This is a genomic window from Sphingomonas sp. PP-CE-1G-424, assembly GCF_004341085.1.
Taxonomy (GTDB): Bacteria; Pseudomonadota; Alphaproteobacteria; order Sphingomonadales; family Sphingomonadaceae; genus Sphingomonas.
This window is the reverse complement of sequence record NZ_SLXW01000001.1, coordinates 1,020,288-1,043,751: the sequence shown is the minus strand read 5'-3', so window position 1 is coordinate 1,043,751 and position 23,464 is coordinate 1,020,288. Positions and strand designations below refer to the sequence as shown.

Sequence of the window (23,464 nt, the reverse complement as noted above, 5' to 3'; positions counted from 1 at the left end):
AGCATCCACCGTCACCCACGCAAGCTTTGGCTGGCGATAGGCGGGCGCAGCCCTATATTCGCAAACATATGCTCGATATCCAGAACAGTCTCGCCCACCCGCTCGTCATTCGCCGCGAGGACTATACCCCGCCCGAGTGGCTGGTCCCCGAGACGAAACTGGATTTCGACCTCGATCCCTCCACCACCCGCGTAACGGCAACACTGTCGGTAACGCGCAACGGCGATCACGCCGCACCGCTGCGGCTCGACGGTGCGGGCCAGAAGCCGCTGTCGGTCACGGTCGACGGCGTGGCGATCAACGACTGGCGGATCGACGGCGAACAGCTCGTCATTCCGCTCACCGGCGCCGCGCATGTCGTCGAGACGCAGGTCGAGATCGCCCCCGATCGCAACACGCAGTTGATGGGACTCTATGCCTCGGGCGGCAATCTCTGCACGCAGTGCGAGGCGGAGGGCTTCCGCCGCATCACCTATTTCCCCGACCGCCCCGACGTGCTCAGCATCTATTCGGTCCGCATGACCGCGGACAAAAAGCACTTCCCTGTGCTGCTCGCGAACGGCGATCCGGTCGCGCAGGGCAATCTAGACGACGGCCGCCACTGGGCGACCTGGCACGATCCGTTCCCCAAACCCTCCTACCTGTTCGCGCTGGTCGCCGGCGACCTCGCGGTAAATCGCAGCAGTTTCACGACGATGTCGGGGCGCGAGGTGTCGCTCGGCATCTGGGTGCGCGAGGCCGACCTGCCCAAGACCGACCATGCGTTGAAGGCGCTCGAACTTGCCATGGCGTGGGACGAGACGACCTATGGCCGCGAGTATGATCTGGACGTGTTCAACATCGTCGCGGTCGACGATTTCAACTTCGGCGCGATGGAGAACAAGGGTCTCAACATCTTCAATTCGCGCTACATCCTGGCCGATCCGGATACCGCGACCGATTATGATTACGACGCGATCGCCGCGGTCGTCGCGCACGAATACTTCCACAATTGGTCGGGCAACCGAATCACCTGCCGCGACTGGTTCCAGCTGTCGCTCAAGGAAGGCTTCACCGTCTACCGCGACCAGGGCTTCTCCGCCGACCAGGGTTCGCGCGCGGTAAAGCGCATCGAGGACGTCCGCGGCCTACGCGCGTCGCAGTTCCCCGAGGACTCCGGCCCGCTCGCGCATCCCGTGCGGCCTGAATCCTATCAGGAGATCTCCAACTTCTACACCGCGACGATCTACAACAAGGGCGCCGAGCTCATCCGGATGATGGCCGCGATCCTCGGACCGCAGGGCTTCCGCGCGGGCACCGACCTGTATTTCGACCGCTACGACGGCACCGCCGCCACCTGCGAGGATTTCGTCACCTCGATGGAGGAAGGGGGCAACGTCGACCTCACCCAGTTTCGCCTCTGGTATTCGCAGGCGGGCACGCCGCGCGTCTCGGCCAGCCTCTCGCAGGACGGCGACCGCGCGACGTTGCGCCTCGCGCAGCAGGTGCCCGCAACGCCCGGCCAGCCAGTGAAGTCACCGATGGTCCTGCCGTTGCGGATCAAGCTGTTCGGTGCCGAATCGGGTGCGGCGTTGACAGACGAACGCCTCGTCCTGTTCGACGGCACGCTCGACACGATCGAGTTCGAAGGCCTCGCCGAACGCCCGGTGCTATCGATCAACCGTGGTTTCTCCGCCCCCGTGGTGGTCGAAAGTGACCGCACCGCCGCCGATCTCGCCTTCCTCAGCGCGCACGACGACGATCCGTTCGCGCGCTACGAGGCGATGCAGCAGTTGATGCTCGATACGCTGGTCGCGTCGGTCGGCGGGCATGCGGATCACGAGGCCGTGATCGCAGCGGTCGCGAACACGCTCGCCAATCCCGATCTCGATCTGGCGTTCGTCGCCGAGGCCGTATTACTGCCGCCGGAGAGTTTCATCGGCGACCAGATGGCCGTCGTCGATCCCGACGCGATCTTCCGCGCGCGCGAAGCGCTGCGCCGCGATCTCGGCACGCGGCTGGAGGCGCAATGGCGCCAGGCGTATGCGCGGGGTGAGGGCCAGTCCTACGCCTATACGCCGGAGGGCAAGGGCCTGCGTCGCCTGCGAACCGTCGCACTCGGCTATATAGCGGCAAGCGGTGCGGCGGATGCGGCGGACCTCGCCTTCGCGCAGTTCGATTCGGCGGACAACATGACCGACCGGATGGGCGCGCTGACGACGCTGGTCAGCAGCGCGTCGGACATCCGCACCACCGCGCTCGACATCTTCTACAGCCAATATTGCGACAACCCGCTGGTGCTCGACAAGTGGTTCCAGGCTCAAGCGCAGTCGTCGCGCGACGATACCGGCGCGATCGTCGCGGGGCTCGCCGAGCATGCCGACTTCACGCTGACCAACCCCAACCGCGCCCGCTCGCTGATCGGCGCGTTCAGCGCGAACCAGCGGGCTTTCAACACCGCCGACGGGAGTGGCTATCGATTCCTCGCGGACCAGCTGATCGCGCTCGACCGGTTGAACCCACAGACCGCGGCGAAGCTTCTCCCGCCGCTCGGCCGCTGGCGCCGGTTCGACGCGGCGCGCGCCGGGTTGATGCGCGCGGAACTGGAGCGGATCGTGTCGACGCCGGGGCTGTCGAAGGACCTGTTCGAGCAGGCGTCGAAGAGTCTGGAAGGGTAACGCGCTAGAGACTTCGGACCTACCCATTCCCCCCCGTTCGTGCTGAGCGAAGTCGAAGCACCTTCACTTGGTGCACACCCTTCGACTTCGCTCAGGGCGAACGGAAAGGGGCCGAGGGGCCGAGCGCGACCGCGGTGACCTACCTCCGACTAGCAAAGAACTCGCGCAGGATCCCCGCAGCCTCGGTCTCCGCAATTCCCGCATAAATCTCGGGCCGATGATGACACGTAGGCTGCCCGAAAAACCGCGGTCCATGCTCGACCGCCCCGCCCTTCACATCCGCCGCCCCATAATAGAGCCGCGCGATCCGGGCATGCGCGATCGCCCCGGCACACATCGCGCAAGGCTCCAGCGTTACCCACAGATCACACCCCTCGAGCCGGTCGCTGCCCAACGCCAGCGCAGCAGCGCGAATCGCCTGGATCTCGGCATGCGCAGTCGGATCACACAACGCTCGAGGCGCGTTGGCGGCCGTCGCGATAATCACGCCGTCCTTAACGACAACGGCGCCAACCGGGACTTCCCCAGCCAGCGCCGCATCGCGTGCCGCGTCGAGCGCGCGGCGCATGGGTTCGGGGACGGGAAACATGGCCTCAAGCCCTGCCCCGCAAGCTCCCCCGCGTAAAGATCAGTTCGGTGCCTGGCTGTTGCCCGGCTTCTCGACGTTTATCGTCGGCACGGCCACGGTCTTGTTCTCCGTGCCGAGCGTGACCTTGGCGACGTCGGCCTGGAACTTCGGTGCCTGGACGACGCCCTGGCGGGTCTGGTCGATATTGATGATCCCGAAATACATCAGGCCGACCACGACCAGCACGACGATCGCGACGAGAGACAAGAGCGTACGCATGGGACATCCCCTTTTATTGAACAGTTCGATAGCGTAACAACGTCGTCGATCGCCGTGGGTTGCACAATGCCCATCGCGAACAGCCGCAGGCACGTTCGACGTGAATCGGTTGACGAAAGCCGGCGTGCCAGCTATCCGCGCGCCTTTCCGGGGTTCCTCCCGACACTTGAATAGGTAATCACATGTCGCGCATCTGCGAACTGACCGGCAAGGGCCGGATGGTCGGGAACAACGTCTCCCACGCCAACAACAAGACCAAGCGCACGTTCCTTCCGAACCTGCAGAACGTCACGCTGCTGTCCGATTCGCTCGAGAAGGGCGTCAAGCTGCGCGTCTCGACGCACGGCCTGCGTACCGTCGAGCATAATGGCGGCCTCGACAACTGGCTGGTGAAGGTCTCGGACGACAAGCTGTCGCTTCGCGTTCGTCGCCTGAAGCGCGAAGTCGTCAAGAAGATCGCAGCATCGGCCGTCGCCGCCTAACAGCGACGGTTGGCGGTCGTCGCCTACAAGCGACGTCTAGTGCGATCACCGCGGCCCGCCCTGCACCTCGCAGGGCGGGCCGTCGGCGTTTGTAAGGCTAGCGATCCAGCCTGAATTTCAGCAGCAGCGTGCGCTGGAGAAACATCTGGTTGTCGTCCGACACGATCCACACGATCGTCGCGCCGTTCTCGACCGTCGTGTCGATCCCTTCGAAATTGTCGTGGATCAGCGGCGCATCGATCGTCGCGATCAGCCGGCCGCGCGCGATTCGTCCCGCTGCCACATCCCGTGCGACGACTCGCGATATCCGGTTGGACCAGCGGAACGGCAGCCTGAACCCACGATCGAGCACCAGCAGATCGCCGTTCGGCAATGCGGTGACGTCGGATGGATCGTAGCGGCCATAGGGTTCGTAGGTGAAGCGTTGAGGTGGACCGGCCTGAGTCGGATCCCGCGCGAAGATCAGCGCCTGCCGTGTGTGCAGCCGCTCGTCTTCCGACCGGTTCCAGTCCGAGGGACGGGCATGCGCTACCTCGCTGACGACCACGAACCGGCCATCCGGCATGCGGGCCATCGATTCCGCACCGCCATTGGCGGGCCATTTTCGCATCGCCTCGGGATTGACGCGGGCCTCGTAGCCCGCGAACCCGGGCGAATATCGCCAGATCGCGTTGCGGTATTCGAAGCCGACCCAGATCTGGCCGGTGCGCGGGTCGATCGCCATCGATTCGCTGTCACGGTCGCCCTTCTCCCAACCGATTCCGGGCCCGGCAGGCAGGTTTGCGAAGGCGATCGCATGCGGCCGCCAATCCTGCCCCATGTGGAACTGGACGATATTGCCGCCGTCGCTGAGCAGCGTGAATCGGTCGTCAGTGCCGGAATGCGCAACATCGAGCGACGAGAAGCCGCCAAACGCCGGATCACGACTGTCGAGGGCCACCCCGCCAAGATACGTCAGCCCGCCAACGCGCACATGCCGCGGGTCGGTGCGATCGAGCATGACTCGCGTCGCGGTCAATTGCGCGCTCTTGCCGAGCAGGTCGAGCCGCGCTTCACCCGACCAGGTCGGGACGATCGTATAGACGCTCGCGCAGACGAACAGGATAGTGATCAGGCGCCGCATCGCGTCCTAATAGGGCGTTCGGCGATCCGCGGAAGCATGAACAGCGGATAACGGAGGCATTCAGGCTCGGCTCAATGCGAATCACCCATAAGCGTCTCATCGAGGATGGAAGCACGGCCCCCGCCGCCGCCGAAATCCCCAACGGGAGACGCACGATGTTCAAGACTTTTACACTCGCCGCCAGTGCCCTCGCATTGGGTGCGACCGCCCTCGTTCCCGCCGCCGCCGATGCGCAGCGCTGGGGTCCACGCTACGAGCGTGGCTACGATGGGTATCAGGACGGCTATCGCGGATACGATCGTGGTTACGACCGGAGCGACTATCGCGAGTACCGCGGCAACGACCGCCGCTACAATTACAACGCGCGCAGCCGTCGCGGTTGCGACAACACCGGCGGCACGATCATCGGCGCACTCGCCGGCGGCCTGCTCGGCCACACCATCGCCGGTCGCGGTGACCGGACGATCGGGACCCTGCTCGGCGCGGCCGGCGGTGGCCTTGCCGGCAACGCGATCGATAAGTCGGATAACCCCGGGTATTGCCGGCGGTAAGCCCGGCAACGCCCGGGCCGGTGCGAGCGAAAGCAAGCAATCGCCGGCACGGACGGCGGGCAGGCGCTTAGCCTGACCCGACCGACGACGGCTTTGCCGACGTCGCGCCCCGTTTAGGCCACCCAACCAGTTTCCCAGTTCCCTCGCGTAGCGTATCGAGGGCGAGGGCCGGCTTCCCGTACGGGAGCCGGCCCTTTGTTCGTCTGAATCCGGCAACGGCACGCACCGACAGGCCCCATACGCCAACTCCGTCATCCTGACGAAAGTCAGGATTCAGAGCCAAGATCGATGGTGGTCAATTACCCTGGGTCCTGACGTTCGTCAGGATGAAGGTGGTGGGCTCGGTCAGGCGATCCGCTCAGGCACTTCCGCCGCATCCTCGGCAATTGCAGCTGCCGGCGCGACTGCTTCCCACGGAAACACGAACCAGTCCTTCGTCACCGCCCGGTCGATCGTCCGCGCGCTATATTCGATCCGCTCGGCCGAACTGACGTTGTCGATCAACATCGCAAACCGCACCGATCCCTCGACCGCCCCCGCCGTAACAAGCGCCCCGCGCAAATGCGTGATCGTCCGCCCCGAATCGTTGATGTCGTCGAGGAATAGCAGCCGCTCGCCGTCCCGCGTCCGCTTGGCGAGCTTGACCAGCGGTTCGTCGGCAAAGTCCTTCACTTGGCTCGAATAGTCGACCGACAGCGTCGGCAAGCCGATCGCGTGACTGAGGAACACCGCCGGCACGAGGCCCCCGCGGCCGATGCCGATGATAAAATCGGGCTTCCAGGTATCCTCGGTCAGCTTGGCGGCGAGGATGTGGATCGCGGCGACGAACTCGTGCTGCGGGATCGGGGTGAAGATTGGCATCGGCAGGACGCTAGCCAGTGTACATCGAAACGTCACCCCGGACTTGTTCCGGGGTCCACCGTGCCGCGAACTATTCTCGATCGATGTGCGGCACGGTGGATGCCGGAACAAGCCCGGCATGACGGAGGGTTGGGCTCAGATCGTCTCCAGCGCCTGCTCGAAATCGGCGATCAGATCGTCCGGATCCTCCACCCCGATCGAGATTCGCACGAGATTATCCGTGATCCCCAGCGCCTGCTTGCGCGCATCCGGCACCGACAGATGCGTCATCCCCGCAGGATGGCTAGCCAGCGTCTCGGTCCCCCCCAGCGACACCGCCAGCTTGGCGATCTTCAGCGCATCGAGGAACGCGAAGCTCTCACGCTCGCCGCCCTTGAGGTACAACGAGAAGGTCGAGCCCCCACCGGTGCAATGGCGACGATAGATATCCGCCTGCCGCTCCATGCCCGGCTCGTCCTCGAGGAAGCCGAGATACGCGACCCGCTCCACCTTCGGATGGTGGCGGAGAAAACCGCAGACCTTCGCCGCATTCTCGCCCGCGCGGCTCATCCGCAGTTCGAGAGTCTCCAGCGATCGCAACAGCATCCACGCCGTATTCGGATCGGTGATCGTCCCGATCGTGTTCCGCATCGTCCGGATCGTGTTGATGTGCTCCTTCGACCCCAGCACGCCGCCCGCGACCAGATCCGAATGCCCGCCGACATATTTGGTCAGCGAGTAGACGACGATATCCGCGCCATGCTTGAGCGGCTGGAACCACAGCGGCCCGAGGAACGTGTTGTCGATCGCAATCGGTGGCTTCTCACCCTTGAAGATCGCGTCGCGGCTGGCCGCAACTGCCTCGACGTCGACCAGCGCGTTGGTCGGGTTCGCCGGGCTCTCAAGATAGATCAGCGCGACGTTACCGGTCGCCGCCTCGGTCATCACCGCGTCGATTTCCTCGCGCGTCGCACCCGCCGGAAAGTCGAGCCACTTGACCCCGAACTTGCCGAGCACGCGGCCGATCAGCGTCTCGGTCGCCGCGTACAATGGCCCCGAATGGACGATCGTGTCGCCCGGCTTGACCATCGCCAGGAACAGCGTGGCGATCGCCGACATGCCCGACGAGAAGGCGAGCGCGTCCTCCGCCTCTTCCCAGACGCCGAGACGATCCTCGAGAATTTCCTGGTTTGGCCCGTTGAAGCGCGAATAGACGAGGCCCTCGGCCCCGCCCGGACGCTTGCCGGTAACGCCTTCGAAGTGACGCTTGCCCGCCGCCGCATTGGGGAACACGAAGGTCGAAGTGAGGAAGATCGGCGGCTTCAGCGAGCCTTCCGATAGCGCGGGATCGTAACCATGCCCCATCATCAAGGTCGACGGCTTCAACTTGCGCCCGCCGATCTTCTCGACCTCGGGCTTCGGCGCGACGCGCGCGGCGACGCCGGTCAGGTCCGCTTCGGTTTCGGCGGGGACTGCGCCGGCGTTTTCGGGGGTATCGGACATCAATATGCTCCTGCGTGGCCCGTCTTATGCGAGCCGATGTGCGGAGCCTAAACGACCGGCGCAGGCTTTGGGAGCCGTTACAGGCCGATGATGCTGATCTGACGCCCATAGGAGGGCTCGCCGCGATGGGTCGCGCGCCGATAGCTGAAAAAGCGATCGTCATCGGCGTAGGTGTCGAGCCCGAGCGCCTCGATCCGACCGATCCCGGCGACCGCGAGCCGGCTGACGACATAGGCCTCCAGGTCGAACTGGTAATGATCGCCCCTGTTCTCGACGGCGCGACCGTCCGCGAAGAAGCGCTCGTTCTCCGGATCTGCTTCGCAGAACCGCCGGATGAAGCCGTCGTCGACCTCGTAGCTGGCACGCGCGATGCACGGCCCGACCGCAGCGACGATCCGGTCGCGGTGCGCACCGATCGCCTCCATCGCGAGGATCGTCGCATCGGTGACGCCGCCGAGCGCGCCTTTCCAGCCAGCATGGGCTGCGGCAACGACGCCGACGTGCGCGTCGGCGAACAATACGGGTGCGCAGTCCGCGGTGAGGATGCCGAGCGCGAGGCCGGGACGATTGGTGACCAGCGCATCGGCATGCGGACGGATCGCGTCGTCGAACGGTTCGATGACGGTGACCGCGTCGGCGGAATGGACCTGGTAGAGGCCGACGAGCTTCGCGCCGGGGAGAACGGCTTCGGTAGCGCGACGGCGGTTCTGAGCAATGGCGGCGGGGTCGTCGTCGGACCCGATGCCGACATTGAGGCTCGCATACGCCTCGGTCGAGACGCCGCCACGCCGGCCGAGAAAGCCATGCGGAATGTCGCCAAGCGCCTTCGCGCGGATGAGGTCGATGGTCATTTTAGGGCACCCAACATCAAACACATCCCCACCCCGGCGGAGGCCGGGGCCCAGTTGGGTGACGTTCCAAACAGCAGGCATCGCGCCGTTACCAAGACCTTTCCAACTGGGCCCCGGCCTCCGCCGGGGTGGCGGCCTTTCGCTACGATATCTCTGGAGGCATCGAGCATCACAGCACAAGCCGCATGATCCGGTCATCATCAGGCTGCTGCCCGACCATGAACACATACCGCCCGATCTCGACAAAGCCGTACCGCTGATAGAACCGGTGAGCCCGGTGGTTATCCACATACACGCTGAGGATCATCTCCGTCCGCCCATCGGCGCGCGCAACATCGATCGCCCAGTCCATCAACGCAGGGCCGACACCCGCGCCATGCTGGTCACCCCGCACATAAAGCTGGTGAAGCTCGATCGCCGTCGCCGGCCAATCGCCTGGAAACGCCACCGGGCCGATCTTCGCAAACCCGACGATCGCACCCGCCTCGTCCACCGCGACACGCACCGTGAAGGCAGGGTCGGACAGCTGTGCCGGAAGACCCTTTTCGCCGAACGTCTGCTCCAGGAACGCTGCAAGGTCTTCAGGCCGGTACAGCGTACCGAACGTGTCGGTGAAAGACCGCTTCGCCATCGCGGCGAGTTCTGCGCCATCAGTGGGCACGGCATGCCGATAGGCGATCATGCAAACACCGCCGGCGTCGGCCAAGTCGGCGCGGTGATCGCCAGCGCTTTGAAAAGCGTGCCCATATCGTCCATCAACCTCCTTCGATCCGCTGCCAATGCCTCCGCCCGCGCAGGCGACGCCTTGGCGAGCGCCGACGTCCGCGAATCGATGCCGAGCGCACCGAGCAGGTCGCGCTGCGTCACCGGCCCCCACGCGACCGCGCCCTCGGCCTGTGCTGCCGCAGCGAGCGTGGTGAAGTCGACATGCGCGGTCAGGTCGTGCTCGCCGGGCGCCTCGAACGGATTGGCGAACGCATGCCCGCGCACCGCCTGCAACGTGTCGCCGAGCGCCGGCCCCTCATAGCCATAGTCAACCGCGATCAGCGCACCGCCCTGCGCGGCGATCCGCTTGGCGAGACCGCGAATGATCGTCACGGCTGCAGGCGAGGTTTCGAGGATCGAGCCGGCGGGCGCGTCGCGAAACGGTTCGGGGATGACAGCATCCGGGAGCGGCTTGCCGGCGATCGGCAGGAACAGCAGGTCCTGTGCCGCGACGAGCCGTTCATGCCACTGCTCGCGCTTCACCAACTGCCGGATCGGCAGCGCGTCGAAGAACTCGTTGGCGACGATGATCAGCGGGCGATCGGTCGGCAACGTATCGATCGCGTCGTGCCAAGTGGCAGCAGGCACGCGCTCGGCTTGAGCTTTACGCAGCGCCGGACTGGTCTCGACGAAATGAACCGGCGGCTCCAGCCCCGCCTTCGCCATTGCCCGCGCGGCATCGGCCGCCAGCGTCCCGCGACCCGGCCCGAGTTCGACCCAAGCCACCTCGGGGCGGCCAGCGCGATCCCAAAGATCCGCGCACCACAAACCGACAAGCTCGCCGAACATCTGGCTGATCTCGGGCGCAGTGGTGAAATCGCCCCCCGCCCCCAACGGGTCGCGCGTCGCATAATAGTGCGCGTTCGCCGCCGCCATATACTGCGCGACGGGAATCGGGCCTGCGAGCGCGACCGCGCGGGCGAGGCGTTCTGGGAGGGCGGTGTCTATTCCCCTTCCGCTTGCGGGAGGGGTTAGGGGAGGGGCTGGATTATCGTTGGCCATGACATTTGCGGCCATGCCCTCCCCCAACCCCTCCCGCAAGCGGGAGGGGCGTTAAGCGACGCTCGCCGTTCCCGCGATCGACTCGACCCGCACGCGGCGCTTGGCCGACGTCGCCACCAGATACCCGCCGCCAATGATCATCGGCACGCACAGCCACTGCCCCATGTGCAGCCCGGTATGCTCGGCAAACGCCCGCAGCTGCGAATCCGGCTCGCGGAAGAACTCGACGGTAAACCGCGCGATCCCGTACCCCAGCACGAACAACCCGACGAGCTTGCCCGGATCGTACCGCGCCTTGGTCTTCCAGAACGCGAACCACAGCAGCGCGAACAGGACGATACCCTCCAGCCCGGCCTCGTACAGCTGGCTTGGATGCCGCGCCGGCTCGACCATCCCGAACGGCACGGTGCGCTCGAAGATGATCCCCCACGCAACGTCGGTCGGCTTGCCCCACAGCTCGCCATTCACGAAGTTCGCCAGCCGCCCGAAGAACAGCCCGAACGGCACACAGCACGCGATATAATCGTGCACGCGCAACCAGTTGAGCTGATGCTTCCGCGCGAACAGGATCAGCCCGATCGACGTGCCGATCACCCCGCCGTGGAACGACATCCCGCCGTCCCACAGCCGGAAGATGCGCAAGGGATGCAGGAACATCTCGGGCGCGTAGAAGATCACGTAACCAAGGCGCCCGCCGAGGATGATCCCGAGCGTCGCGTAGAATACGAGGTCGTCGGCATGCCGCCGCGCCATCGGTGCGCCGGGCTGGGCGAGCAGCTTCAGCAGATACCACCAGCCGAGCAGGATCCCGCCAATATAGGCGAGGCTGTACCAGCGCAGCGTGAAGAACCCGATCGAGAAGACGTCGGGGTGCAGCCCCAGATCCTCGAAGCGGATGTGACTGCCGACGGCAGGCGCTACGGCACCCGCAGCGGCGGTGATGGTCGACAGGATCAAAGGCTTTTCCCCACGCGTTCGCCCCTGCATAAAGGCCGATAACGATAAGACCAAGTAGGAGAGCGATATGCGGACCGAGCTGGACGTGGCTATGGATTCGACGATGGCCGCGCTGACCGCGCCCGACGGGATGCTCGCGCTCGGATCGGTCGAGCGGTTCGGCGTCACGCTGCCGACGATCGCCGCCGCCCCGCCCGCGCTCAGTTACTATTTCGCCCACTATGCCAACGAACACCGCGACGCCGTCTTCCTCGTCTCGGGCGATGAACGCCTGACCTTCGGTCAGGTCTACGCCGCCGCAGAGCGCACCGCCCGCGCCCTCGTCGGCGGCTACGGCATCGCCAAGGGCGACCGCGTCGGCATCGCGATGCGCAACTCGCCGTCTTGGATCGTGCTCTACATGGGCATCGTCATGGCCGGCGGCGTCGCGACGTTGCTCAACGGCTGGTGGCAGTCGGAGGAACTGGAGACAGCGATCGGCGAGGTCGATTGCGCACTCGTGTTCGGCGATCCGCCCCGCGTGAAGCGCCTCGCGCAGATCGCAGGCCTACGGTCGCCAGTGGTCGAGATCGACGATTCGCGCGAGCTCGACGCCGCGCTTGGAGCCGTGTTCGCGAAAGACGATCACACCGCCGACCTCCCGCTGCTCGGGCCAGAGGATCATGCAACGATCCTGTTCACATCGGGCTTGACCGGCCAGTCGAAGGGCGCGCTGTCCGAGCATCGCGCGATCGTGCAGGGCATCTTCAACTATCTCGGCCAAGTCATGATGATGGTCGGGATCGCCACCGCGCAAGGCAATCCGCCGGTCGGCCAGCCGGTCGCGCTGCTGACGATCCCGCTGTTCCACATCACCGGGGAAGTGCCGGTCTTCCTCCAGAGCTTCGCGATGGGGCGCAAGCTCGTGCTGATGCCGAAATGGGATGCAGGCGAGGCAATGCGGCTGATCGAAGCGGAGGGCGTGACCTATTTCGTCGGCGTGCCCTTGATGAGCTTCGAGATCCTCAATCACCCCGACCGCTCCAATTACGACCTGTCGACCGTCACCGATTTCGCCGCGGGGGGCGCACCCCGCCCGGTCGATCACGTCCGCCGCATCGACGAGGAAATGGGCGGCAGCGCACCGCTGATCGGCTACGGCCTGACCGAGACCAACGCGGTCGGCACCGGCAACTGGCGCGGCAACTACCTCGCCAAGCCCAATTCCGCCGGCCGCCCCGGCGCGCCGCTGGTCGATCTCGCGATCCTCGACGATGCCGGCCACCCTGTCGACGAGGGCCAGCGCGGCGAGGTCTGCATCCGCACGATCTGCAACTTCAAGGAATATTGGAACCGCCCCGACGCGACCGCCACTGCGTTCACGTCGGACGGCTATTTCCGCACCGGCGACATCGGCTATCTCGACGAGGACGGCTATCTGTTCATCGTAGATCGCAAGAAGGACATCATCATCCGCGGCGGCGAGAACATCTCGTGCCAGGAGGTGGAAGCGGCACTGTACGAACACTCAGCGGTCGCAGAAGCCGCCGTGTTCGGGCTGGCGGACGAAAAGTTCGGCGAGGTGCCGGGTGCCGTGGTCGTGCCGCAGGACGGCGAAACGCTGACCCCGGACGACCTGACCGCGTTCCTCCACCAGCACATCGCCGCGTTCAAGATACCGCAGCGGATCTGGATTTCGGAAGAGCCGCTGCCGAGGTTGGGGACGGAGAAGATCGACAAGGTCTCGCTCAAGGCCACGTACCGAGCGCTAGCCTAAAGTTCCTCGCCCCTCCGGGGAGAGGGAGGGAGGAGCCGCTTGGCGACGGAAGGGAGAGGGGCGGTGAGACTCCAGGCACGGCCCCGGAGACCCACTCCCCCTCATCCGCCGCTTCGCGCCACCTTCTCCCCGTGGGGGAGAAGGATTAGAGCCACTCCATGATCAACAGGCGCAGCATACTCGTCGGCGGCGGCGCAGGGATCGGGCTCGTCGTCGCCTGGGGTCTGTGGCCACGCAGCTACGCCCCAAACCTCGTCGCCAACCCCGGCGAAACCCCGTTCGGCGCGTGGCTCAAGATCGGCACCGACGGCCACGTCACCGTCGCCGTCCCGCAGGTCGAGCACGGCCAGGGCGTCTACACGACCCTCCCCCAGATCGTCGCGGACGAGCTCGGCGCGGACTGGCGCACGATCGGCGTCGAGCCCGCCCCCCTCAACCCGCTCTACGCCAACCCAATCGGCACGCACGACCTATTCGAAGGCCTGTTCGACCGCCTCCCGCAAGGCACCCCGCAACCACCGATGCTGACCGGCGGATCGAGCTCGATCCGGATGTTCGAGCAAGCCTGTCGCGAGGCCGGCGCAGGCGCCCGCGCGCTGCTCTGCATGGCGGCCGCCAAGCGCTGGGACGCCGACTGGACCCAGGTCAATGTCGACGCCGGCTTCTGCACCTACCAAACCAAGCGCATCCGCTTCGCCGAACTCGCCGAGGAGGCCGCGAAGTTCGCCCTCCCCGATCCCCTCCCGCTCGGTATCCAGGGTGCAGGCAAGCTAGTCGGCAAATCGGTCCCCCGCCTCGACACCCCCTCGAAAGTCGACGGCTCGGCCAACTTCGCAGGCGACGTCCGCCTTGCCGACATGGTCCACGCCGCGATCCGCCAGGGCCCGGTCGGCGCTCGCCTGACGAAGGTCGACCGCGCCGCCGCCGACCGCATCCGCGGCGTGTTGTCGGTAGTCGAGAACCCGCGCTGGGTCGCGGCCGTCGCGACGACAGGGTGGGCCGCGCAAAAGGCGCTCGACGCGCTCGCCCCGCGGTTCGAGAACGACGCCCCGCTCCCCGATACCAGGTCGATCGACGCGGCACTCGACGCGGCGCTAGCCCGTCCCGGCACGCAGATGGCGTCCGCGGGCGACGTCGCCACGACCTTCCAGGGCGCCAAGCTCGTCACCGCAACCTATCGCGCCGGCCTCGGCCTGCACGCGGCGATCGAAACCCGCAGCGCGACCGCCTCCTTTTCCAACGGCCGCCTCGAACTCTGGCTCGCGACGCAAGCACCGGGACTCGCACGATCGGCAGCAGCGCGCGCGGCGGGCCTCAGCGAGGACGCCGTCGTCGTCCACCCGATGCTGATCGGCGGATCGTTCGGCGCCGCACTCGAACACGATGTCGCCGAACAGGCGGCAGTGCTGGCGGTAAAGCTAAGACGCCCGGTCAGCCTCGTCTGGTCGCGCGGGAAAGATTCGCTCCACGATCACTACCGCCCACCCGCCGTCGCGAAGATGGCCGCACGGCTTGCCCCCAACGGCGCGATCATGGGCTGGTCGGCCAACATCGCAGCCCCCTCGACCGGCGCCGAGATGGTACGCCGGATGATGCCGGGCCTCGCAACTGAAGCGGCACTGATCGGCGTCAAAGGCGACCGCTACGCCGTCGCGGGCGCAACACCGGTCTATCGCATTCCCGCCTACGCGATCGAGCATCACCCCGCCGAGATCGGCATCCCTACCGGCCACCTCCGCGGCGGCGCACACGGCTACACCGCGTTCTTCACCGAATGCTTTCTCGACGAGCTTGCCCGCACCGCTCAGTCCGAACCAATGTCGTTCCGGATCGGCATGCTCGGCGGCGAACCGCGACTCGCGCGCTGCCTGTCGACTGCGGCGGCGCTCGGCGGATGGGACGGCGGCGTCGCCGGTAGCGGCCAGGGAATCGCGTGCCACGCGTTCCGCGGCAGCTACATCGCCGTCATGGCAGAGGCGCATATCGGCGCGGACCAACGTCCGGTCGTCGACCGGCTCGTCGCCGCGGTCGATTGCGGCGCGCAAATCAATCCCGACATCGTCCGTCAGCAGATCGAGGGCGGGCTGATCTTCGGCATGGCCGCCGCGCTCGGCGCATCGACCGGTTTCACCCGCGGCCTCGCCGACGCGCGCGGGTTCGACACGATCGGCCTGCCCCGCCTCGCCGACACGCCCGATATCACGGTAGAGGTGATCCGCAGCGACGAAGCGCCCGGCGGCGTCGGCGAACTCGGCGTCCCCGCGGTCGCACCGGCGATCGCCAACGCGCTCTATGCGTCAACGGGCTTCCGCATCCGCAATTTGCCTTTAAGACCAGCGCCATGACCCTGCCCCCCGATCATCCCCCGATTCCGAAACCCAAGATCGGCGTGTTGCTGATGAACCTCGGCACCCCCGATGGCCCCGATGCGAAATCGGTGAAGCGCTATCTCGGCGAGTTCCTGTCCGATTCGCGCGTCGTCGAGATCCCGCAGATCGCGTGGCAGCCGATCCTGCGCGGCATCATCCTCAACACCCGCCCGAAAAAGTCCGCGCATGCCTATTCGCAGGTCTGGCGCGAGGATGGCTCGCCGCTCGCCGCGATCACCCGGTTGCAGGCCGCGGCGTTGAAGGATTCGTTCGGTCCGGAAGTGCTGGTCGATTGGGCGATGCGCTACGGCAATCCGTCGATCTCGGACCGGCTGACCGCGATGAAGGCGGCAGGCTGCGAACGCATCCTGCTCGCGCCGCTCTACCCGCAATATTGCGCAGCAACGACCGCCACCGCGAACGACAAGGCGTTCAAGCATCTCGCCGGTCTGCGCTGGCAGCCGGCGATCCGCACGTTGCCGCCTTATTATGACGACACGCTCTATATCGACGCGCTGAAGGACTCGCTCGAAGAGGGACTCTCCGCGCTCGACTTCACGCCGGACGCAATCGTGGCCAGCTTCCACGGCATGCCGAAGCGGACGTTGCAGCAGGGCGATCCGTATCACTGCCACTGCCAGAAGACCGCGCGGTTGCTCGGCGAGCGCATGGGGCGCGAGCTGACGATCGCGTTCCAGTCGCGGTTCGGGCCGCAGAAGTGGCTGGGGCCGGCGACCGACGAGACGCTCGTAGCGCTAGCCAAGGCGGGCAAGACCAAGGTCGCGATCTTCGCGCCGGGCTTCTCTGCCGATTGCTTGGAGACGCTGGAGGAACTGTCGATCCGCGGTCGCGAGAGCTTCGAAGAGGCTGGCGGGACGCACTTCGCCTATCTCCCCTGCCTCAACGACAGCCCGGTCGGCGTGGAAATGTTGCGCAGCATTTTGGCGCGCGAGCTTGAAGGATGGGTGCGGGCTGGCTAGCCTTCGGCAAAACACTGAGGAGAGACTGATGGCACGCGTCGCAATTGTAACCGGTGGTACGCGCGGAATCGGCGAAGCGATCAGTCTCGCATTGCAGGACATGGGTCTGACGGTCGCGGCCACCTATGCCGGCAACGACACGCGCGCGAAGGAGTTCACCGAGCGCACGGGCATTGCGGCCTACAAGTGGGACGTCGCCGACTATGATGCGTGCCAGGCGGGCTGTGCGCAGGTCGCCGCCGATTTGGGCGATATCGATATCGTCGTGAACAACGCCGGCATCACCCGCGACGGCACCATCCTGAAGATGACGTACCAGGATTGGAAAGAGGTGATGGACACCAATCTTGGCGGTTGTTTCAACATGGCTAAGGCCGTCTTCCCCGGCATGCGCACGCGCAAATGGGGGCGGATCGTCAACATCGGCTCGATCAACGGGCAGGCTGGGCAATACGGCCAGGTGAACTATGCTGCGGCCAAGTCCGGCATCCACGGCTTCACGAAGGCCTTGGCCCAGGAGGGCGCACGCGCGGGCGTCACGGTCAATGCAATCGCGCCTGGGTATATCGATACGGACATGGTGGCGGCGGTGCCGGCCGACGTGCTGGAGAAGATCGTCGCGAAGATTCCGGTCGGGCGCCTTGGCCAAGCGACCGAGATCGCGCGTGGGGTGGCGTTCCTGTGTTCGGAGGAGGGCGGATTCGTTACCGGGTCTACGCTGAGCATCAATGGCGGGCAGCACATGTACTGACGGGCGCAGGCACGGCAACGTCCGCGCCGATGCCAGCAAGCGAAGCGAGCGGGCAGCGCCCGGCACGGCCGGCGGGTCGGCTAGGCCGAACTCGTCCGACGGCGGCTTTGCCGGCGGCGCTGATTAGATGTCTACCGGATTACCGAGGACGGTCTTGCTTGATCCTGGGCCCCCGCCTTCGCTGGGGAACGAGGACAGGTAGCGCTCCTCAGACCGAAGCCCACAGCGTCCGCGACGAACAAGGATGCCACCGCAAAACACCTGGCATCCTACTCCCTCTCCCCTTCGGGAAGAGGGCTAACGCCTGTTCAAACTACAGCGCCTCAATCACCCGTCGCTAGCACGCTCGATATCCGCACCAACCGCGCTCAGCTTCTCTTCCAACCGCTCATACCCACGGTCGAGGTGATACACCCGCCCAACAGACGTCTCGCCATCCGCCGCAAGCCCGGCCAAGATCAAGCTCATCGAAGCCCGCAGGTCAGTCGCCATAACCTGCGCCCCGACCAGCTTGTCGACGCCGCGGACCATCGCGGTGCGGCCGTGGACTTGGATGTCCGCGCCCATCCGTGCCAGTTCGGGCACGTGCATGTAGCGGTTCTCGAAGATCGTTTCGGTCAGCATGCTGGCGCCGTCGGCCATGCAAAGCATTGCCATAAATTGGGCCTGCATGTCGGTGGCGAACCCGGGGTACGGCGCGGTCGAGAGGGTCAGGGGTTGCAGCTTGCCGTCCGACGCGACCCGCACGCCGTCCTTGGTCGGCGTCACCGACACGCCCGCCTCGACCAGCGCATCGATCGTCGCACCCATGTCCGGGATCGACACGCCGACCAGTTCCAGGTCGCCTCCGGTGATCGCCGCCGCGCACGCATAGCTGCCCGCCTCGATCCGGTCGGGCATCACCGCATAGGTCGCACCGTGCAGCCGATCGCGGCCTTCTATCGTCAGCGTCTCGGTGCCGATCCCGTCGATCGACGCGCCCATCGCGACGAGACAGTTGCACAGGTCGACGATCTCGGGCTCGCGCGCGGCGTTCTCGATCACGCTCGTACCCTTTGCGAGCACCGCCGCCATCACGACGTTCTCGGTCGCGCCGACCGACACGATCGGGAAGCGGAAGCGGCCGCCCGGCAGGCGCCCGCCCGGCGCGATCGCCTTCACATAGCCCGCGGCCATCTCAAGTTCGGCACCGATCGCCTCAAGTGCGCGCAGGTGCAGATCGATCGGCCGGTTACCGATCGCGCAGCCACCCGGCAGCGACACCGTCGCCTCGCCGCCCCGCCCGAGCAACGGCCCGAGCACCAGGATCGACGCGCGCATCTTCCGCACGATGTCGTACGGCGCTTCGGTCGAGGTCAGATTGCCCGCGCGGATCGTCATCACCCGACCGAAATCCTCCGGTCGCGTCCCCTGGATCGCGGTCGACGCGCCTAACTGGTTGAGAAGATGTCCAAACCCGTCGACATCCGCCAGCCGGGGCAGGTTGCGCAGTGTCAGCGGCTCTTCGGTCAGCAGCGCGCACGGCATCAGCGTGAGCGCGGCGTTCTTCGCACCGGAGATGGGCAGGCGCCCGGACAGGCGATTGCCGCCGCGAATGAGAATACGGTCCATCCCGGGTGTCTATCGCGGCTGGCGTTCTGCGCAAGGGCCGCGCATCGATCAGGCGACGGGCGGATACTGCCGGGGGGTCAAGTCCCGCGTTGGGACCGCTCACTGCTTCCGTAGCGCTAACACCCCCGCTTGATCGACTTTAATGCGCGGAAATCCTAGCTTTGCTCTGTGGTTCTCGAACATTGGGGACCATTACAGAGTGCCGGACAGCTGCTTCGCCGACCGCGTCGGCGATCTCATCGACCTGTCGATGAACGAGAAGGCTGCGTTAGCGCGGTTGGAGGAGCGCCCGCGGGACTTGCGTCGCGGTGCCGTCCTCGTGCGCGAAAATGATCCGCAGGCCGAACTCTTCATCCTGCAGCGCGGCATGGCGATGAGCTATGTGCTGCTCGACGACGGCAGCCGCCAGATTCTGCGCTTCCTCTATGCCGGTGACATGCTGGCGGTCTCGGCGCTGGTGTACCGCGACTCCCCCGAAACGGTGGTCGCGCTGACCGACTGCACGGTGTGTTCGTTCGATCGCTCGGCGATGACCGGGCTCGTCACCGATCACCCGCGCCTGTCGGCGCTGATCATGGTGATGAACCAGATGGAGAAGGTCGCGCTCACCGACCGTCTCGCCGCACTCGGTCGCACCTCGGCCAAGGCGCGGATCGCGGCTTTGCTGCTCGAGATGCGCAACCGATTGCGGATGCGCGATCGCGCGATGGGGGACAGCTTCATGCTCGGCCTGACGCAGGAGGAGATCGGCGACGCCACCGGGCTTACCGCGGTCCACGTCAACCGCATGCTTCGGCAGTTGGAGGAAGACGGTCTGATTCGGCGGGAGACGGGCCGGGTTACGCTGCTCAACGAGGTGCAACTCGCGCAAGCCGCAAATTACATCGACCGGTTCGACGGGCTTGACCTGCGCTGGTTGCCGCCCGCGCGGTAAGAACGCCCTCTAATCCTCCCCCGCCAGGGGGAGGTGGCTGGCTCTTGCCAGACGGAGGGGGAGGACACGGAACCCAGGTTGGCGCAAGCCTCCCCCTCCGTCACCTTCGGTGCCACCTCCCCCTTGCGGGGGAGGATCAGCTTAGAGTGGGACGCTCACGCCTTCTCGAGCGTGCACTGTAGCGGGTGCTGGTTCTGCTTGGCGAAATCCATCACTTGGCTCACCTTGGTCTCCGCCACCTCGTAGCTGAACGTGCCACACACCCCGACGCCCTTCTGATGGACGTGCAGCATCACGCGAGTCGCGGCCTCCATGTCCATCCGGAAGAAGCGCTGGAGACACAGCACGACGAACTCCATCGGGGTATAATCGTCGTTGAGCATCAGCACACGGTACGGCGTCGGCTGTTTGGTCTTCGCGCGCGTCTTGGTCGCGATGCCGGCGCCGGTGCCGCCATTGCCATCCTCGCCACCATCGTCGCGGCGCTCGGCCATCTGCTCGCCCGTCCGCCGGGGAGTCGTCATTTCAGGGGTCAAAAGCATGCCGTCGAAATATGGCATGCCGGGGGGCAAGAGCAAGGGGGGCGCCCGCAAACCTCGCGCGAAATCCGCAACGCAAAAGGGGCGACCATCGCGTGACGGCCGCCCCTTTCGTGTCGCATCGCCCGAAGGCGGCGCTATCGACTTATGCCGAGATCTTCATCTTGTCGGTCGCGACCGCAACGCGGTTCGAGATCGGCTGCGCGAACTCGCCGAACATCTTCAGCAGACGCTCGGTCGAGCGCGAGCCCTCGGCGATCATCGTGTCGAACGCAGTACGCGCATAATCCCCCTGGAGCTTCATGAACTCGGTCGGCGACTTGGCGGCCGCGAGCGTCTTGGCGGCTTCGGTCGCACTCTCGAACGAGGTCTTGGCGTACTCGGCAGCTTCGTGGCCGAGCGCCTCGACGTTCTTCGCGGCGATCTTCGACGATTCGACCAGCGCCTCGATGTTGCCCTTGCCGAATGCGGTCATGTCCTCGACCATCTTCGCCGACTTCTCCATCGCGCCCTTGGCCTGCTCGCTGAATTCGCTGGTGGTGGTGCCGCTGAACCCATTGGTGAACAGGGCCTTGGTCTTCTCGGTGATGCTCTGGATCGTGTCCATCGTGGCGTCCTTTGTGTCGCTAGCTGGGATCCCCGTTGGCACGGTGGCCATAATCGGGGCGGGAGAGTCCGGTTGCGGCGATACAAAAGCAGCCGCGGGAGGTGTGTCGATCGCCGGCGTCTTTGCAACCGGCTTGGGTGCCGGTTGTGCCGGCTTGGCGACGGTCCGAGGAGCCTTCGCGGTGGCGACAGGCTTCGAACCGGCCTTGGCCGTCCGTTTCACGATATCCACCATCCACGCACCTCTCTTCGGAGTTATGTCGCGGCCCTTCTACACGATTCGCGGCGGCGCACAATGAATTTGTGCACTGCACCATGACGTTTACGTAAGGTAGCGCTACCGGGTTTTGACATACTCGCCGGGCGCATCGCCCAGCGCCGCGAGGGCCCCCTTTCCGGCATGCCTAACCCCTTTGGCTGCAACGGTTTTCGGATCGATTGCGCGGACCCATTCGACCCAGTCCGGCCACCAGCTTCCCTTGGTCTCGGTCGCCCCCTCGACGAAGTCCTCGAGCGTCGTATGCGGCGAGGGATTGGTCCAAAACTGATACTTGCCCGCGGCCGGCGGGTTCACGACTCCGGCAATGTGCCCCGATCCTGCCAGCACGAATTTCAACGGTCCCGCGAACAGCTGGGTAAGCTTCCATACGCTTTCCGCCGGCGCGATATGATCCTCGCGCCCCGCCTGGATATAGCTCGGCGTCGTCACCTTGGTCAGGTCGATCGGCGTGCCGTCCACCGTCATCGTCCCCGTCACCAGCAGGTTGTCGCGGTACAGGTCGGTCAGATAGCTCAGATGCCATTTCGCGGGCAGGTTGGTCGTGTCGCCGTTCCAGTGGAGCAGGTCGAACGGCACATAGTCCTGCCCCAGCAGGTAGTTCTGCGTGACGTAGTTCCAGATCAGGTCGCGCCCGCGCAAAAGGTTGAATGTCGTCGCCATGTAGCGTCCGTCGAGGACCCCCTCGGGCGACAGCGACGCTACCATCTTCAGCTGCTCGTCGTCGATGAAATGCTGCAGTTCGCCGGCCTGCGCGAAATCGACCTGGGCTGTGAAGAACGTCGCGCTAGCGACCTTCGCCTCCTCACCCCGCGCCGCCAGCAGCGCGAGCGTGGCGGCAAGCGTCGTGCCCGCCACGCAATACCCGATCGTATGCACCGCCGACACCTTCAGCGCAGTCCGCACCGTATCGATCGCCTCGACCTGCGCGCCGACATAGTCGTCCCAGACCACGTCCTTCATGCTCGAATCGGCCGACTTCCACGACACCATGAACACGGTGATGCCCTGCTCGACTGCCCAGCGGATGAAGCTCTTCTCGGGCGTCAGGTCGAGGATGTAGAACCGGTTGATCCACGGCGGGAAAATTAGGAGCGGCGTCGCGAGTACGCGGTCGGTGGTCGGGCTGTACTGGATCAGTTCGTAGAGCGACGTGCGTTTCACCACCTTGCCCGGCGTCATCGCCAGGTTGCGCCCGAGTTCGAACGCACCGTCGGGCGTATGCGTCACCTGCCCTCGGGCAAGATCCGCCATCATGTTCTGCAGGCCCTTCAGCAGATTCTCGCCGCGGGTCTCGATCGTCTTCTCGATCACCTGCGGGTTGGTCAGCGCGAAATTGGTCGGGCTCATCGCGTCGACGAACCCCTTGGTGGCGAACCGCAACTGCTCCTTCTGCTTGGGGTCGAGTCCGTCGACCGCCTCGACGCCGCGCAGCATGTGGTCGCCGATCAGCTCGTAACTCTGCCGGATCAGGTCGAACACCGGCTCGCGCCACTGCGGCGCCTTGAAGCGCTTGTCGGTGACGGGCACGGGATCGGGCGCCTTGGCCGGATCGAGAAACCGCTGCCACAACGTCAGGCTCTCGGCCCAGAAATCGCGCGCGCGCTCCAGCGTGGCGGGGTCGGTGAAGCCGGGAATCGCCGGGATTCCCTCGGGCTTGGCCTGCATCGCGGCGAGCCCCTGCTCCATCATCATCTGCTGCGCACGCCCCATCACCCACGTCCAATGCTGGAGATCGGGGAGGGTCGGAGCTTCGGGAGGAGTATCGGCCATGGCATCCTCTGCTTTTTCGGGAGCTTAACGCAGACACCGGTTCGGCGGAAGGACGTGTCGATTCAAGCGGGCCGCCCGCAACATTCCCACCCGTCATCCTGACGAAAGTCAGGACCCAGAGCCGCAAACGCCACTGCCCGTAACCCTGGGTCCTGACTTTCGTCAGGATGACGGAGGATGTGTGGGTAGCGGACCGTACACAAACTCCGTCACCCCAGCGAAAGCTGGGGTATCCCAATTGTCGAAGGGGGCGGCACGAACCGGGAGACCCCAGCTTTCGCTGGGGTGAC

The 23,464-nt window shown here is 65.6% G+C and carries 21 protein-coding genes; 8 read left to right on the top strand and 13 right to left on the bottom strand.

Going from position 1 to position 23,464, the window contains the following annotated elements:
- The first annotated feature begins 68 nt into the window (after positions 1-68).
- Entirely contained in the window at positions 69-2,657 is a 2,589-nt protein-coding gene (pepN, locus tag C8J43_RS04815; RefSeq protein WP_133029898.1) for an aminopeptidase N, read from the top strand.
- Between the two features lie 139 nt (positions 2,658-2,796).
- Here pepN and C8J43_RS04810 read toward each other — a convergent pair whose 3' ends face one another.
- Complete coding sequence (locus tag C8J43_RS04810) at positions 2,797-3,246, bottom strand: nucleoside deaminase (RefSeq protein ID WP_243645405.1); 450 nt, start codon at positions 3,244-3,246, stop codon at positions 2,797-2,799.
- 39 nt (positions 3,247-3,285) lie between these two features.
- Positions 3,286-3,504, bottom strand: coding sequence for a hypothetical protein (locus C8J43_RS04805; protein WP_056487387.1), 219 nt, complete (start codon positions 3,502-3,504; stop codon positions 3,286-3,288).
- A 182-nt stretch (positions 3,505-3,686) separates the two neighbouring features.
- On the opposite strand from C8J43_RS04805, the gene rpmB reads away from it, so the two are divergent.
- Complete coding sequence (gene rpmB / locus C8J43_RS04800) at positions 3,687-3,986, top strand: 50S ribosomal protein L28 (protein WP_056053386.1); 300 nt, start codon at positions 3,687-3,689, stop codon at positions 3,984-3,986.
- A 97-nt stretch (positions 3,987-4,083) separates the two neighbouring features.
- Here the strand turns inward: rpmB and C8J43_RS04795 are convergent, their stop codons facing one another.
- On the bottom strand, positions 4,084-5,109 hold the full coding sequence (locus tag C8J43_RS04795; RefSeq protein ID WP_243645404.1) for an esterase-like activity of phytase family protein: 1,026 nt from the start codon (positions 5,107-5,109) through the stop codon (positions 4,084-4,086).
- A gap of 155 nt (positions 5,110-5,264) precedes the next feature.
- On the opposite strand from C8J43_RS04795, the gene C8J43_RS04790 reads away from it, so the two are divergent.
- Positions 5,265-5,660, top strand: a complete 396-nt coding sequence (locus tag C8J43_RS04790; protein WP_056054699.1) for a glycine zipper 2TM domain-containing protein — start codon at positions 5,265-5,267, stop codon at positions 5,658-5,660.
- Between the two features lie 345 nt (positions 5,661-6,005).
- Here the strand turns inward: C8J43_RS04790 and C8J43_RS04785 are convergent, their stop codons facing one another.
- From C8J43_RS04785 to lgt, 6 genes are all read right to left on the bottom strand, one after another.
- The gene (locus C8J43_RS04785; protein WP_133029897.1) at positions 6,006-6,521 is read right to left on the bottom strand and encodes a phosphoribosyltransferase family protein; all 516 of its coding nucleotides are present in this window, start codon (positions 6,519-6,521) and stop codon (positions 6,006-6,008) included.
- Between the two features lie 135 nt (positions 6,522-6,656).
- A complete protein-coding gene (locus C8J43_RS04780) occupies positions 6,657-8,003 on the bottom strand; it encodes a cystathionine gamma-synthase family protein (protein ID WP_120301506.1) in 1,347 nt (448 codons plus the stop codon).
- Between the two features lie 77 nt (positions 8,004-8,080).
- Positions 8,081-8,854: a peptidoglycan editing factor PgeF gene (pgeF, locus tag C8J43_RS04775; protein WP_133029896.1), complete on the bottom strand. Its 774-nt coding sequence runs from the start codon at positions 8,852-8,854 to the stop codon at positions 8,081-8,083.
- Positions 8,855-9,023: 169 nt separating this feature from the next.
- Positions 9,024-9,560 carry a GNAT family N-acetyltransferase gene (locus C8J43_RS04770; RefSeq protein WP_347812496.1) on the bottom strand — a complete coding sequence of 179 codons (537 nt, stop codon included), beginning with the start codon at positions 9,558-9,560 and terminating at the stop codon, positions 9,024-9,026.
- On the bottom strand, positions 9,533-10,495 hold the full coding sequence (locus tag C8J43_RS04765) for an SAM-dependent methyltransferase (RefSeq protein WP_243645426.1): 963 nt from the start codon (positions 10,493-10,495) through the stop codon (positions 9,533-9,535). The genes C8J43_RS04770 and C8J43_RS04765 overlap by 28 nt, the downstream gene beginning before the upstream one ends.
- Before the next feature lie 177 nt (positions 10,496-10,672).
- Positions 10,673-11,578, bottom strand: coding sequence for a prolipoprotein diacylglyceryl transferase (lgt, locus tag C8J43_RS04760; protein ID WP_243645403.1), 906 nt, complete (start codon positions 11,576-11,578; stop codon positions 10,673-10,675).
- Positions 11,579-11,645: 67 nt separating this feature from the next.
- On the opposite strand from lgt, the gene C8J43_RS04755 reads away from it, so the two are divergent.
- The 4 genes from C8J43_RS04755 to phbB all read left to right on the top strand — a co-directional run bounded on the left by C8J43_RS04755 (position 11,646) and on the right by phbB (position 17,434).
- Positions 11,646-13,334: a class I adenylate-forming enzyme family protein gene (locus tag C8J43_RS04755; RefSeq protein ID WP_165899546.1), complete on the top strand. Its 1,689-nt coding sequence runs from the start codon at positions 11,646-11,648 to the stop codon at positions 13,332-13,334.
- A 158-nt stretch (positions 13,335-13,492) separates the two neighbouring features.
- Entirely contained in the window at positions 13,493-15,679 is a 2,187-nt protein-coding gene (locus C8J43_RS04750; RefSeq protein ID WP_133029894.1) for a molybdopterin cofactor-binding domain-containing protein, read from the top strand.
- The gene (gene hemH / locus C8J43_RS04745) at positions 15,676-16,683 is read left to right on the top strand and encodes a ferrochelatase (RefSeq protein ID WP_107954106.1); all 1,008 of its coding nucleotides are present in this window, start codon (positions 15,676-15,678) and stop codon (positions 16,681-16,683) included. The genes C8J43_RS04750 and hemH overlap by 4 nt, the downstream gene beginning before the upstream one ends.
- Positions 16,684-16,711: 28 nt before the next feature.
- On the top strand, positions 16,712-17,434 hold the full coding sequence (phbB, locus tag C8J43_RS04740) for an acetoacetyl-CoA reductase (protein WP_121886355.1): 723 nt from the start codon (positions 16,712-16,714) through the stop codon (positions 17,432-17,434).
- Between the two features lie 327 nt (positions 17,435-17,761).
- Here phbB and murA read toward each other — a convergent pair whose 3' ends face one another.
- Positions 17,762-19,045: a UDP-N-acetylglucosamine 1-carboxyvinyltransferase gene (murA, locus tag C8J43_RS04735; RefSeq protein ID WP_056053418.1), complete on the bottom strand. Its 1,284-nt coding sequence runs from the start codon at positions 19,043-19,045 to the stop codon at positions 17,762-17,764.
- A gap of 250 nt (positions 19,046-19,295) precedes the next feature.
- Here murA and C8J43_RS04730 point away from each other — a divergent pair, with 250 nt between their 5' ends.
- Positions 19,296-19,979: a Crp/Fnr family transcriptional regulator gene (locus C8J43_RS04730; protein WP_243645425.1), complete on the top strand. Its 684-nt coding sequence runs from the start codon at positions 19,296-19,298 to the stop codon at positions 19,977-19,979.
- A gap of 155 nt (positions 19,980-20,134) precedes the next feature.
- On the opposite strand, the gene clpS is transcribed toward C8J43_RS04730, so the two are convergent.
- From clpS to phaC, 3 genes are all read right to left on the bottom strand, one after another.
- Positions 20,135-20,473, bottom strand: a complete 339-nt coding sequence (clpS, locus tag C8J43_RS04725) for an ATP-dependent Clp protease adapter ClpS (RefSeq protein WP_056053421.1) — start codon at positions 20,471-20,473, stop codon at positions 20,135-20,137.
- A 190-nt stretch (positions 20,474-20,663) separates the two neighbouring features.
- Positions 20,664-21,125: a phasin family protein gene (locus tag C8J43_RS04720; protein WP_165899545.1), complete on the bottom strand. Its 462-nt coding sequence runs from the start codon at positions 21,123-21,125 to the stop codon at positions 20,664-20,666.
- Positions 21,126-21,461: 336 nt separating this feature from the next.
- Positions 21,462-23,174 (bottom strand): class I poly(R)-hydroxyalkanoic acid synthase, encoded by a 1,713-nt coding sequence (gene phaC, locus C8J43_RS04715; protein WP_133029892.1) that lies wholly within the window; start codon positions 23,172-23,174, stop codon positions 21,462-21,464.
- Positions 23,175-23,464: the final 290 nt, after the last annotated feature.

Excerpts from the sequence above, each read along its gene's own strand:
- pepN (WP_133029898.1), top strand. The coding sequence starts at position 69 with ATGCTCGATATCCAGAACAGTCTCGCCCACCCGCTCGTCATTCGCCGC.
- C8J43_RS04810 (WP_243645405.1), bottom strand. The coding sequence starts at position 3,246 with ATGTTTCCCGTCCCCGAACCCATGCGCCGCGCGCTCGACGCGGCACGC.
- C8J43_RS04805 (WP_056487387.1), bottom strand. The coding sequence starts at position 3,504 with ATGCGTACGCTCTTGTCTCTCGTCGCGATCGTCGTGCTGGTCGTGGTC.
- rpmB (WP_056053386.1), top strand. The coding sequence starts at position 3,687 with ATGTCGCGCATCTGCGAACTGACCGGCAAGGGCCGGATGGTCGGGAAC.
- C8J43_RS04795 (WP_243645404.1), bottom strand. The coding sequence starts at position 5,109 with ATGCGGCGCCTGATCACTATCCTGTTCGTCTGCGCGAGCGTCTATACG.
- C8J43_RS04790 (WP_056054699.1), top strand. The coding sequence starts at position 5,265 with ATGTTCAAGACTTTTACACTCGCCGCCAGTGCCCTCGCATTGGGTGCG.
- C8J43_RS04785 (WP_133029897.1), bottom strand. The coding sequence starts at position 6,521 with ATGCCAATCTTCACCCCGATCCCGCAGCACGAGTTCGTCGCCGCGATC.
- C8J43_RS04780 (WP_120301506.1), bottom strand. The coding sequence starts at position 8,003 with ATGTCCGATACCCCCGAAAACGCCGGCGCAGTCCCCGCCGAAACCGAA.
- pgeF (WP_133029896.1), bottom strand. The coding sequence starts at position 8,854 with ATGACCATCGACCTCATCCGCGCGAAGGCGCTTGGCGACATTCCGCAT.
- C8J43_RS04765 (WP_243645426.1), bottom strand. The coding sequence starts at position 10,495 with ATGGCGGCGGCGAACGCGCACTATTATGCGACGCGCGACCCGTTGGGG.
- C8J43_RS04755 (WP_165899546.1), top strand. The coding sequence starts at position 11,646 with ATGCGGACCGAGCTGGACGTGGCTATGGATTCGACGATGGCCGCGCTG.
- C8J43_RS04750 (WP_133029894.1), top strand. The coding sequence starts at position 13,493 with ATGATCAACAGGCGCAGCATACTCGTCGGCGGCGGCGCAGGGATCGGG.
- hemH (WP_107954106.1), top strand. The coding sequence starts at position 15,676 with ATGACCCTGCCCCCCGATCATCCCCCGATTCCGAAACCCAAGATCGGC.
- phbB (WP_121886355.1), top strand. The coding sequence starts at position 16,712 with ATGGCACGCGTCGCAATTGTAACCGGTGGTACGCGCGGAATCGGCGAA.
- murA (WP_056053418.1), bottom strand. The coding sequence starts at position 19,045 with ATGGACCGTATTCTCATTCGCGGCGGCAATCGCCTGTCCGGGCGCCTG.
- C8J43_RS04730 (WP_243645425.1), top strand. The coding sequence starts at position 19,296 with ATGAACGAGAAGGCTGCGTTAGCGCGGTTGGAGGAGCGCCCGCGGGAC.
- clpS (WP_056053421.1), bottom strand. The coding sequence starts at position 20,473 with ATGGCCGAGCGCCGCGACGATGGTGGCGAGGATGGCAATGGCGGCACC.
- C8J43_RS04720 (WP_165899545.1), bottom strand. The coding sequence starts at position 21,125 with ATGGACACGATCCAGAGCATCACCGAGAAGACCAAGGCCCTGTTCACC.
- phaC (WP_133029892.1), bottom strand. The coding sequence starts at position 23,174 with ATGGCCGATACTCCTCCCGAAGCTCCGACCCTCCCCGATCTCCAGCAT.